10 protein-coding genes are annotated in these 11637 nt (G+C 60.6%); 6 read left to right on the top strand and 4 right to left on the bottom strand.

Going from position 1 to position 11637, the window contains the following annotated elements; translation table 11 throughout:
* Positions 1-215 precede the first annotated feature (215 nt).
* The 3 genes from BGE01nite_RS28010 to BGE01nite_RS28000 form a co-directional block, all read right to left on the bottom strand.
* Positions 216-1391, bottom strand: a complete 1176-nt coding sequence (locus BGE01nite_RS28010; protein WP_146856126.1) for a PDZ domain-containing protein — start codon at positions 1389-1391, stop codon at positions 216-218.
* A gap of 112 nt (positions 1392-1503) precedes the next feature.
* On the bottom strand, positions 1504-1992 hold the full coding sequence (locus BGE01nite_RS28005; RefSeq protein WP_146856124.1) for a hypothetical protein: 489 nt from the start codon (positions 1990-1992) through the stop codon (positions 1504-1506).
* 55 nt (positions 1993-2047) lie between these two features.
* Positions 2048-2620 (bottom strand): RNA polymerase sigma factor, encoded by a 573-nt coding sequence (locus BGE01nite_RS28000; protein ID WP_170267129.1) that lies wholly within the window; start codon positions 2618-2620, stop codon positions 2048-2050.
* A gap of 103 nt (positions 2621-2723) precedes the next feature.
* On the opposite strand from BGE01nite_RS28000, the gene BGE01nite_RS27995 reads away from it, so the two are divergent.
* The 3 genes from BGE01nite_RS27995 (at position 2724) to BGE01nite_RS27985 (ending at position 6849) form a co-directional block, all read left to right on the top strand.
* Entirely contained in the window at positions 2724-3323 is a 600-nt protein-coding gene (locus BGE01nite_RS27995; RefSeq protein ID WP_146856120.1) for an LURP-one-related family protein, read from the top strand.
* Between the two features lie 32 nt (positions 3324-3355).
* Positions 3356-4621, top strand: a complete 1266-nt coding sequence (gene bioA, locus BGE01nite_RS27990; RefSeq protein WP_146856118.1) for an adenosylmethionine--8-amino-7-oxononanoate transaminase — start codon at positions 3356-3358, stop codon at positions 4619-4621.
* 344 nt (positions 4622-4965) lie between these two features.
* On the top strand, positions 4966-6849 hold the full coding sequence (locus BGE01nite_RS27985; protein WP_146856116.1) for a hypothetical protein: 1884 nt from the start codon (positions 4966-4968) through the stop codon (positions 6847-6849).
* A gap of 13 nt (positions 6850-6862) precedes the next feature.
* Here the strand turns inward: BGE01nite_RS27985 and BGE01nite_RS27980 are convergent, their stop codons facing one another.
* Positions 6863-8092 (bottom strand): serine hydrolase domain-containing protein, encoded by a 1230-nt coding sequence (locus tag BGE01nite_RS27980; RefSeq protein WP_146856114.1) that lies wholly within the window; start codon positions 8090-8092, stop codon positions 6863-6865.
* Positions 8093-8224: 132 nt separating this feature from the next.
* On the opposite strand from BGE01nite_RS27980, the gene BGE01nite_RS27975 reads away from it, so the two are divergent.
* The 3 genes from BGE01nite_RS27975 to BGE01nite_RS27965 all read left to right on the top strand — a co-directional run bounded on the left by BGE01nite_RS27975 (position 8225) and on the right by BGE01nite_RS27965 (position 11278).
* Positions 8225-9295 carry a Gfo/Idh/MocA family protein gene (locus BGE01nite_RS27975; RefSeq protein WP_146856113.1) on the top strand — a complete coding sequence of 357 codons (1071 nt, stop codon included), beginning with the start codon at positions 8225-8227 and terminating at the stop codon, positions 9293-9295.
* Positions 9296-9446: 151 nt separating this feature from the next.
* Positions 9447-10799 (top strand): 16S rRNA (adenine(1518)-N(6)/adenine(1519)-N(6))-dimethyltransferase RsmA, encoded by a 1353-nt coding sequence (gene rsmA, locus BGE01nite_RS27970; protein ID WP_170267128.1) that lies wholly within the window; start codon positions 9447-9449, stop codon positions 10797-10799.
* Positions 10800-10804: 5 nt separating this feature from the next.
* A complete protein-coding gene (locus BGE01nite_RS27965; RefSeq protein WP_146856109.1) occupies positions 10805-11278 on the top strand; it encodes a hypothetical protein in 474 nt (157 codons plus the stop codon).
* Positions 11279-11637: the final 359 nt, after the last annotated feature.

The following is an 11637-nucleotide window of genomic DNA, read 5'->3' as shown; positions in this document are numbered from 1 at the left end:
TTCGCGGGATTGCTGCACCCCTGGCTATTCGTGGTGAACCACTCCGTGGTTCAAGGCAGAGATGTTACTCCGGGCAGGTCGTGGAGGCGAGACTTGAGGGGGGAGCTCAGAGGTCCTCACCCACAGGCCAGTCCGCTCCAAACCGCTAACCAAAAGCAAGGCATGAAGCTTTCGCTTCATGCCTTGGATTGGAATAATGTCAGGCCTGACTGTGATCAGATGCCGCTGCCGCGCTTTGGCGGAGGCGTGCTCTGCGGGGGCGCGCCTTCGCGGGCACGCTCACCATCACGGTGCACGGAGCTGCGGATCTCCTCCATTTCACGGAGCTTGGTGCGGAAGGGCTCCGGCACGGCGGCGCGCTGCTCTTCATTTCCCACGGGCCAGCTGCGGGGCTCGCCATCCTTCGGAGTCACGCTGAAGGTGGCCTGCTCACCGCTCTTCTGGAGGCTGTAGATGCCGGTCTCATCACTGCGGGTGATGCTGGCGCTCTCATTCATCTCACGATGCTCGACACGGCGTGTGGAGCCCTGCTCGTTTCCGGGGCGCTGAGGCGTGTCACGCGGTCCATCAGGACCAGGGCGGCGGCCTTCGCCATCACCACGAGATCCGTTGCGGTCATTGCCACCACGGTCGCCATCGCGGCGGTGGTTGTCATTGTCAGTTCCAGGACCTCCGCGGGGGCCCTCGAACATCGGAGGTGGTGGCATGGTGCCTTTGCGGCCATCACGCGTCCAGTCTTCCATGCGCTTTTGATACTCGCGGATGCGGTCATGGAATTGCTCCGCCTGGTTGCGCCACTCATCCGGGCCGCGGCTGCTGCTGCGGCGGTCAAAGGGCATGCCAGGCATGCCGAAGCCGCGTCCATGATCCTCACCGACCTGGGCGACGCGCTCACCGAGCCTGACCTGGACCATCTTGCGTTCGCCGCCGCTGAGGACGAGCAGATTGACCGAATCGTCCTTCTTCTTGCTGCGCACCAGGGTTTGGAGCTGGTCCATGTTGACCAGCTTCTGATCTTCAAAGTTGATCAGCACATCATGCTCTTTCAGGCCTGCGACCTGGGCGGGTGAGGAGGGCATGACCTCAATGATCTGCAGGCCGAAGCCCTCCTGCAGGTTAAACTGCGCGCGCAGCTCATCACTCACAGGGCTGGTCAGCAGGCCGACGTAAGCCACGGTTTTGCCGATCTCGCGCTCCGGCGGGCGCACGGGATTCATGTCGCCCCGCGGACGATCTGGCGTGGGAGCTGGGGCAGGCGGGGCGTCCCGTTTTTCAGGGCTGGCCGGTGGTGGTGAAGGTGGTGCGTCTGGTTTGTCCTGCGCCCGGGCAGGCAAGTTGACGAGGGCCAGCAGGCCCGTCATCAGCATCAAGGCGGTGGTTTGGATTTTCATGGTGGTTCAGGTTTTGGGGTTTGAAAGGGGAAGCGGAGCAGGGGAGTGATGGAACGGTGGAGTCATGGAGTGCGGGGAAGTGCACTCCAGGTTCTCGATGATGGCTCCACGCTTATTGGAAGGAGACCGGCAGGATCACGCTGTCCTCACTGGGCATCTCGACGGTGATGTGCGCGCCATCACGCGGGTCGATCCAGGCGCGGCGCTCCATGGACACGATCTTCATGTGCTGCTCAGGCAGGCGTGAAGTCTCGTTGTAGCGGATGCCTTCATTCTGCGTGTCCACGATCTCGCGGATGGTGCTCACTGGCAGCAGCGCAGGGCTGGAGGAGACGGGCAGGTTCGTGGTGGTGGCAAAGGCGGCGGTCCCTGGATTGGAAGCAATGTTGGTTGACGTGAGGCTCATCACCATGACGGCGGCGGCGGCGCCGAGTGCGGTCCACGCCACTGGCTGAAGCCAGCGTGGGGCGCGGCGGGGAGCGGGCTGCAGGGCCCAGCGCATGTCCTGCTCGAGCTCACGATCCACGCGCTGCGCCAGGGCAGCGCTGGGGCGCGCAGGGGCCAGGGAGGTGAGGATGTTTTCGAGTTCGTGATCGTTCATGGGGGGCGGGTTTTTGAAGTTCTTGGTTCCTTGTTCCTGGTTCTCGGTTCTCGGTTTATGAGGTCAGGCAGTTCGCTTGAAAGTTGAGGACGTTGGTGGGGGAGGCGGAGCCACCGAGGAGGTCGTCTTTGAGGGGTGAGAGGTGCTTTTGCAGGTGGTTCAGGGCGTAGCGGTAGCGGCCGGCGACGGTATTGATGGAGATGCCGAGGGCGGTGGCGATTTCCTGGAAGGTGAGGCCGCCCCAGAGCTTCAGGGTCACGACCTCACGCTGATCTTCGGGCAGCTTCGCGAGAGCATCAGTCACAATGGCGGCGGTTTCTTTCTGTTCAGGCGGGACGTCAAAGGTGGGTGAATCTTCACCCGGCACGGCGATCTCGGAGGCGGACTCACGTTTCGCACGGCGGGTGTCGCTGCGGCGCAGATCCAGGGCGATGGTGCGCACGGCGGCATACAGCAGGGGGATGTTTTCTTTGTCTCCGTCCGGGAAGCGCCGCCACCAGCGCACGAAGGCCATCTGCACCACGTCCTCCGCATCGGCCGGGCTGGGCGTGAGCTGACGTGCATACAGCACCAGATTCGGGGAGATCTGGTCGAAGCACTGTTTCCAGTCGAAGTCAGGGGCGGCCATGGCGTGGCAGAGATGTGAGGAAATGAGAGACACCTGCTTAACGGCACCTGACGAATTTTTTGTGTGCCCCTCCGGGGATTTCTCTGCATGATAGGTCCGCGCCATGAACTACCCGCTCAACTTCCGCTTCAAGCTGCTGGCCCTCTCCCCCCAGATCTACGTCACGGACTCCACCGGCAACGAGGTCTGCTACGTGAAGCAAAAGGCCTTCCGCCTGAAGGAAAAGGTGGAGGTCTTCAGCACCAGCTCCCAGGAGCATCTGCTGAGCACCATCGAGGCGGACCGCATCATCGACATCCGCGCCCGCTATAACTTCCGCGATGCCGCCGGGCGTGACCTGGGCTCTTTCAAGCGCCGCGGCCTGCGCTCCATCTGGCGCACGAACTGCGAGGTGTATGGGCCGGATGCCGTGGAGGGAGCCGCGCCCCTTTTCACGATCCGTGAGGAGAATCCCTGGTCCAAGATGCTGGACGGCTTTATCAGCGAGATTCCCGTCGTGGGCTTCATCAGCGGTTACATCTGCCATCCGAAATACGTGCTCAGCCGCGCGGACGGCACGCCGGTGGCGCGCCTGACCAAGCAGGCGGCCTTTTTCGAAGGCCTCTTCAAGCTGGAGAAGCTGAGCGATGCGACGCCTGAGGAGGAGCTGGTGATCAATCTCTCCTTCCTCATGATGAATCTGCTGGAGCGGAGCCGTGGCTAAACTGAGCCTGATGCCGTCGCGCCGCCAGTCCCATGCCTGACGATCTCCTTCAGCTCGAAAAGCGCCATCAGTGGCATCCCTTCACCCCCATGCAGGCATGGTGCGCGGAGGATCATGAGCCGCTCATGCTCGTCTCGGGCCAAGGCTGCACGCTCACTGACCAGCACGGCCGCGAGTATCTGGATGGCAACAGCTCCATCTGGACGAACATCCACGGGCATAACCACCCCACCATCAGCGCCGCCATCCGTGCGCAGCTGGATCGCGTGGCCCACACGTCTTTTCTCGGCTTCACGCACGAGCCTGCCATCCAGCTAGGCAAGCAGCTTGTGGACCTGCTGCCCGGCAGTGCCCTGAGCCGCGTCTTCTATTCGGATGATGGCTCCACCGCCATCGAGTGTGCCATGCGCATGGCCCTGCAGTATTGGAAGCAAAACGGCGGTGAGCAGCGTGACACCATCCTTGCCTTTGATCGCGCCTATCATGGCGATACCCTCGGCGCCGCGAGCGTGGGTGGTATCCCTGTCTTCAAAGGCAGCGGCAACGATTTTGGTTACAAAACCCTCCGCGTCCCTCATTTGGATGCTCTTGAGCTTTTGACCTCTGATCAGGTCGAGCGCCTTGCCGCTGTCATCATCGAGCCCTTGATCCAAGGCAGCGCCGGCATGCGTCTCTGGCCCCAGGGTATGCTCGCCAAGCTCAGCGCTTGGTGCCGTGAGCGGGACATCTTCCTCATCCTGGATGAGGTCATGACCGGCTTTGGCCGAACCGGAAGTATGTTTGCCTGCCAGCGTGAAGGTGTCACACCCGACTTCCTCTGTCTCGCGAAGGGTCTCACCGGTGGTTGCCTCCCCATGGCTGCCACGATGACCACGGAGCGTGTGTTTGAAGGCTTCCTCGGCGCAGGTCGCGCCTTTTACTACGGCCACAGCTACACCGCCAGCCAGCTCGGCTGCGCTGCGGCGCTTGGGAGTTTGCAGGTCTTCCGCGAGGAGCGAGTGATGGAGCATCTTCCCGCGAAGATCGAGATATTTACACAGTTGGTTAACTCCTTGAAGGATCTTCCGCAGGTGATGGATGTGCGGCAGTGTGGACTCATCGCAGGGATTGAGATCGGGCCTTATCCGGCTGAAGAACTGCGCGGTTCCAAGGTCTGTCTGGCCGCGAGGAAGCATGGTCTGCTCACAAGACCTGTGGTCGATACGATCGTCCTCATGCCGCCTCTGGCTGTGACGGATGGGGAGATGCAGAGGATGGTGAATGCGGTGAGGTTGGGGATTGAGGAAGTCTTTGGGTGACGAAGTCGCGAAGCGACATGGAGTGCGGCAGCCTGCTGCCGCCTTAGTGTCGGGCAGCCCTGCTGCCGGGAGAAGAGCTCAATTAAACGCCTGACATTTCTGTGTTGGCGACGGCCAGCAGGGCTGGCCTGCAGAAAGCGGCAGCAGGCTGCCGCAGTCCACATGAGACCATGTGCAGCGACTAACTTGCGGGTGAAGTTCAGGGCGGACAGGCACGGTTCAACCGTGCATTGTCGATACCGCCAGGTGCGCGCCGAATACCTTCTCGTGATGAAGACACTCTTTGCGCATCTCACCTGACTTTGTTCTTGATGCCGCCCGCAGGAATTTGTTAGACAGAATCCATGCACTCCCCCCGCCTGGTGCTTTTCCTGCCGTTGCTGTTGATGGCTGCGTTCTCACGCGCCGAGCAGCCCAACGAATTCTCCATCCAGCGCTATCACTTTCCGGCCCATGGCTGGATCCATTTCAGGAAACCACCTTCGATGCCTCCAGAAGGCGCATCAGAGGCAGAGATTCAGGAGTTCATCCGTCAGAGTGACAAGATGGTGAAGAGCTATCTCGGAGAGAGCGGAGTTTCATTGCCGCCTGGTTCGTTAGGCTGCCTGGACACGGAAAGCCACACGCTGGCATTGCGCACGGCGAGGAGCACGCACCAGGAGGTTCGGGCGTATGTAGACGACCGCCTCTCCAGCGCAAAGAAGCTGCTTTCCTGGCGGTTGGAGATCATCGAGGCGGAAGGCTCCGATGTGCGGGCGATGATGGCGGAGGCGCAGGGCAAGAAGGATCATGGCGCGCTGCTGGATGCGCTCAGCGCTAAGGGGCGCGTCTTCGCCACGATGCGCGGAGAAAGCGCGGGCAGCATGGGGACGACCGCACAGCAAGGCAAACGGCTGCTGCTGCCCGGCTACTACGCGCTGGATGAGAACGGGTATGTGGACTTTGAAGACAATGAGGCCAACCAAGGTGTGGCGCTGAGGCTTGATCCAGTGCTGGGTTTCGAGGACAATGTTGACCTCAGCGTGGAGCTGAATTTTCAGGCGCAGGCTGCTTCCCGACGCTGGCAGAAGCTGCCTGCAGGAGGTTTATCGAAGGTTGAGGCATGCTGGACGGACCTGCCGAGAAACTCGATCAAGACCTCTATCAACTTTCGCTCCGGTGAGACCAAGCTGTTAGGCGTGTGGACGGACCCGCTGGCCGTCTCCAGCAAGATGACGGCGGCCTTTCTCTGTGCGCACAGCGTGCTGCTGATGCCGCCGGAGAATGCGCGCATTGAAAAGCTGCTCGGTGCGGCTGGCGAGACAGTGCTGGCCACCCCGAAGAATCCGCCGCCACTGGATCTGCCTGCCGGCATGAAAGTCAGTCGCTACAAGGTGCCGCCGGATTTTGAGACGATGGGTGAGAAGGAGGGGTCCCAGGCTCCACCCGATACCACAAAGGTGCAAAAGATCCTCGAAGGCCAAGGCATTCCATTCCCAAGAGGAGCGTATGCCAAGTTCATTTCTGAGACCAGCGAACTGGTGGTGTGCAACACGCCCGAGAACATCGATCTCGTCGACTCGTTCACGGGTGTGCACGGCTGTGGTTCTAGCTTTCCGGGGACCGTCCGCCTAAGTTTCCATATCGTTGAGGCGGAAGCTGCTGTGATCCGCAAACTGGGCCGTGAGAGCGAAGGGCTGGCCGATCATCAAGAGGCGTGGAAAGCGCTGAATCAAATGGCAGCCGGGGGCAAGGCGCGCTTTGTGCGCTCCGCGTGGATGGAAACGAGACACGGACAGCAGGTCGTGTATGAAAATGTGCTGCTGCGCCCGCGTGCTGATTCGGTCTCGGAAGTTGGGGCCGCGGAGGAGCCAGTCAAGACAAAGGAGGGTGAGGTGCCCGCCGCTGTTCCGGGCCGTAGATTTTACCTGGAAGCCGAGGAGGATAAGATTGGCTTCACCATTGAGGCAGACCTGGTGGTGGAGGACGAGCGCATGATCACATTGAATGTTAAACTGGAGAATGATCTGGCATTGCCGGTGACTCTGACGCCAGAGGCACCCGCGGATCCTTCTGTCCGGAGAATTTCAGCGGTCACGCAGGAGAACCCCGAGGCGACGTTCACGACGAACACCGTCTGTGTGCCCGGCCGATATCGCATGATCGGTGTTTATCAGCCCGATGCGGAAGATGGAAAGCTGCTGCACGCCGTGTTTGTGCGGGCGGATGTGGTGGAATACCGGGAGTGATCGTTTTACAATCTCACCTCCCCATCCCCGCAAACGCCTCATGAAACGCCTGCCGGATCGGTGAGGCATCACCCGTCGGTTGCAAGCCAGCACGCTGGATGAGCAAAATGTGAATCGTCTTCTTCACGGGATCAATCCAGCCCTGGGTGCCGTGCGCGCCGCCGTGGCCGTAGGTGCCGGAGCTCAGGGTGCCGGTGACGCCGGTGGGTGTCTGGACGATCTGGAAGCCGAGTCCCATGCCCATGCCTTCGGCGAAGCCGGCCTTGAGGTCGCCGGTGTGGTTCTGGGTCATGAGGGCGAGGGTTTCGGCCTTGATGTAGCGCTTGCCGTCCAGCTCGCCGCCGTTCAGCAGCATGCGGTAGAGGGAGAGCAGGTCCTCAGCGGTGGAGAAAAGGCCGCCTGCAGCCAGCGGGGCACGCTTTTTGTTAGAATAAGGCTCGGTGAGATATTTTACGGGCGTGGGCTCGAGGCCTTTGCCATCGGCGGTGGGTTTGTAGGAAGTGGCGAGGTGCTTCTTGAGGTCGCCGCTGCTGGGCCAGAAGGTGGTGTTCTTCATCTTCAGCGGCTTGAAGAGGCGCTTCTCCAGGAACTTCGCGTACTCCTCACCGCTGACGACCTCGATGACGCGGCCGAGCGTGTTGATTCCAGGATTGCAGTAGGACCACTGGCTGCCGGGCTGGAACTGCAGCGGGCTGAGACCATAGGTGAGCACGGCCTCTTTGAGTGTGAGGACATCTAGTGCGCCGCTCTCCAGGGGGCCGGTGCCGATCAGACCACTCGTGTGGGTGAGCAGGTCCTTGATGGTGACCTCGCGCGCGGGTTTCACCAACACTGTTTGTTCGGCGGATTTGTCCTTGATCAGCATCTGGTTGCGGAATTCCGGCAGGTGCTTGGACACTGGGTCATCGATGCTGAGCTTGCCCTCTTCCACCAGCATCATGATTCCGAGCGCGGTGATGGGCTTCGTCATGGAGGCGATCCAGAAGAGGCTGTCTTTGGACATGGGCGTCTTGCTTTCCAGATCTTGGAAACCGACGGCCTCGTGGCAGGTGAGCTTGTCGCCGCTCCACACCAGGGTCACTGCGCCCGAGAGCTCATGCTTGTCCACATAGGCCTGCATGGCTGCGGCCACGGGTGTGGGCGCTGTGGTAGTTTCAGAGGCGGCAGCCGCCTCGGGCTTCTTTGCCTGGGAGATGAGGGCGAAACTGAGGAGGCCGGTGAGAAACAAGTGGCGGGTGATCATGACGTGCTGATAGAAAACGGCGGGTTGGATGCGTCTTTTGCGTTCTCCTTGTTCGCTGTTCTCGGTTCCCAGTTTCCGAAACTGCCAATCGAGAGCAGTGAACCATTAACCGAAAACCGAGAACCAAAAACTATGAAACGCTGGCGCATCGCAGGCATCAATTTTGACCACTTCCACATGGGTGACCTCCTGAGGCAGACCTCCGAGCATCCGGACGCGGAGATCGTGGCCATCTGTGATGAGCATCCCGAGCGCATGGTGGAGGCCGCGCGGAATTTCAATCTCCGTCCTGACCAGGTCTTCACCGATCACGCGGCCTGCCTGGAGCAGACGAAGCCGGACATTGTGGTGCTCTGCCCTGCTGCCTCAAAGCATGGTGAGTGGGTGGAAAAGGTCGCTCCCTACGGCGCGCACATCCTCATGGAGAAACCCTTCGCGGGGAGTGTGCCCGAGGCCGATGCGATGGTGGCTGCGATGAAGCCGACCGGCAAGGTTCTGGCCATCAACTGGCCGCTCGTCTGGGATGCCGCGCAGCAGACCGCGCATCGCTTGATCCAGGAAGGCCTCATCGGCGAGCCGCTGGAGTTTCAGCACTGTGGTGGGAATCGCGGCCCGCTGTATCACGGTGCGGACAAGATCGAAAAGGAACCCAGCGCCGAGGAGAAAGCCGCGAGCTGGTTTTACAGCGCGAAACAAGGCGGCGGCTCCCTGCTCGACTACATGGGTTATGGCACCACGCTCGGTACCTGGCATCTCGGTGCAAAGGTGCCCGAGGAAGTCACCTGTACCTGGCATGGTGCAACCGGCTTGGAGGTGGATGAGCACGCGATTGCCGTCATCCGTTATGCGCATGGTCTGAGCCGCACTGAGACGCGCTGGGGCACTTTTACGGATCCATGGACGCATCAACCGCAGCCGAAGTGCGGCTTTGTGATCAAGGGCAGCGAGGGCACGCTGAGCTGCTATGACTATGAGGGGAAGGTGCGCGTGCAGACCCGTGCCTGCCCGGAAGGTTATGAGATCCCGGCGGACGAGGTGCTGGCGCCGAACCGCAACCCCATTGAGCACCTCATTCATCACCTGGAAACGGGTGCGCCTCTGATCGGTCCGCTCACGCTGCACATCAGCCGCATTGGCCAGCAGATCGTGGACACGGCCTTCCAGAGTGCGCAGCAGAAGAAGACGCTGAGGCTGGTGGGGTAGGTCTCCTTGGACAGTCCTGAATGGAGGTAGAAAGATTAAGGGTAGAAAAATTTTCTGAAATCTTTCCACCCTTCATTTTTCTACCTTGTCGGCTCCTTGGTTTGGTCAGCCACCGCTTGCATCGGGCCTCTCTCCCATGCATCTCAGGGGCATGAGATCCCAAGGCCAAGGCAAACGCAGCAGCACACGCATCATCAGCGGGCAGGAGGTGGCTCCACGCAAGAGCATGGGGCAGAACTTCCTGGTGGATGACAGCATCGCCAAATGGATCGCGGACCAGATCGAGCCGGATGGCGCGCCTTTCGTGGTGGAGCCGGGGCCCGGGCTTGGTGCCATGACGCAACATTTGGTTGGGCGCTCACAGCAGCTGCTTTTGATCGAGAAGGATCATTCGCTCGGGCCGGAGTTGCAGAAACGGTTTGCGACGCGTGAGGATGTCATGGTCATGCATGAGGATGCCACCAAGGTGGACACGCGCGGATGGTATCGCCATGGGGATGTGCGGGTCATTGGGAACCTGCCTTACTCGGTGGGTGGCGAGATCTTGAAGCACATGCTCACTCCGCCCACGCCGGTGACCAGCGCGGTGTTCATGTTGCAAAAGGAAGTGTGCGACCGTCTCGCGGCCAAGGTCGGCCAGGATGGTTACGGCGCGCTGAGTATCCTGGTGCAGCGTGACTGGGATGTGGAGATGCTGCGCGTGATTGGGCCGGAAGCTTTCAATCCAAAGCCTCGCGTGGACAGTGCCATCGTGAAGATGACGCCGCGTGATCCGCGCACGCTGCCTGTGTATGATCGCCGCACGTTTGAGCGTCTTGTACGTCTAGGCTTTGGTCAGCGTCGCAAGCAGATGAAGAACCTCCTTCCTGAAGCTCCCGGCGGATGGCAGGCACTGGTGGATGCGCTGGGCAAACCTGCCACGCTGCGTGCGGAAGAGCTTAGCCTGGAGGAGTGGGTGCAGCTCAGTCGCTTCTATGAAAATCGCACGGGCGCTGATGCCGGTCAGAAGGCCACGGAGATGTTTGATGTGGTGAATGAGCGCAACGAGGTCACGGGCCAGCTCACACGCGGCGAGGTGCATGCGCGCGGCCTGCTGCATCGTGCGGTGCATGTGTTCGTCATCAATGCGCGCGGCGAGATCTACCTGCAGAAGCGCTCGCATCTGAAGGATGTGTCGCCGCTCAAGTGGGACAGCAGTGCTGCCGGACATTTGGATGTGGGTGAGAGCTATGCTGCCTGCGCGATCCGCGAGACGCGGGAGGAGGTGGGTATCGAGATCTCCGGCACTGAGCTCGCGGCCGAGTTGTCTGCGGGCGAGCACACGGATCATGAGTTTGTGGAGCTGCATCTGGCTCGGCATAATGGGCCTATGAAGCCTTTCCCCGAGGAAGTGGCTTGTGGGGAGTGGTTCTCGCCGGAGACGCTGGATAGCTGGATCAACGCGCGTCCGCAGGACTTTGCGAAGGGCTTTGTGTCTTGCTGGAAGGCTTGGAAGAATACGTGAGAGTCATGAGTGAAAGCTCTGAGGAACAGTCTCCACCAGACACTGCGTTGGTGGCTCCACGTCCTCGCTATCTGCGTGGGGCGGCAATCCTCTGGGTGATCTTTGCGTTCTTGAAGCTGGTCGATAACTACGATGGCATTTTGTCCTTCATAGGAGCTCCGTTTGTAGCCACATTCATGACCCTGGTCGCAATGCCTTTGGCTCTTTTAATGGGTCTCGTGCTGCGCTGGCCAGCAGCTTGTTCATGGTGGTATTCCAGCCGTCGTCCTGCTGCGCTGATGCTCACTCTCACGATGATATTGATCTTCTTTGCCCAGAGCCTGGGGCTAGGGGAGCGGATCATTGATGAGGTCGATGGCGGCTCCTACTTCGTGATGTATGGCGCTGTCAGTCTTCCATCCTTTCTTGGCATGGTCTTCGCCATCGTCTACTGGCCTGCACGTTCTGGGCAACAAGGTCGCAAGCAGGCGTTGGAATGAAGCCTTTAGGCGATCTGGGGGGCGGAGGTTTCGATGCCTGGAGATCTGCGCAACTGGAGTGAGGTGGGGGGCGGCCGCTGCGTGCATTGGGCAATCCCTACGGGATTGATGCTGGGTGGTGGGGTAATCGTGGTTGACCAGGGGTTCCGCTCGCTAACGCTCACTGCACCCCTGGCTACTCATGGGGAACCACTCCGTGGTTCTCCAATCCAAGGACTTACCCTCATGGTGTGAAGCTATGGGGATAGCTCAGGACAAGGGTGAAGGCGTGATGCTGCTGTATGCGCAGAAAAAGCTTTCGTTGTTAGGTGACGCGGGGTGCGCGCGAGAGCGGTGTCGACGAGGCACGGCTGCTCCGT

This window comes from Prosthecobacter gellanilyticus, assembly GCF_007992435.1.
GTDB lineage: Bacteria > Verrucomicrobiota > Verrucomicrobiia > Verrucomicrobiales > Verrucomicrobiaceae > Prosthecobacter > Prosthecobacter gellanilyticus.
This window is presented reverse-complemented; position numbering and strand designations above follow the sequence as displayed.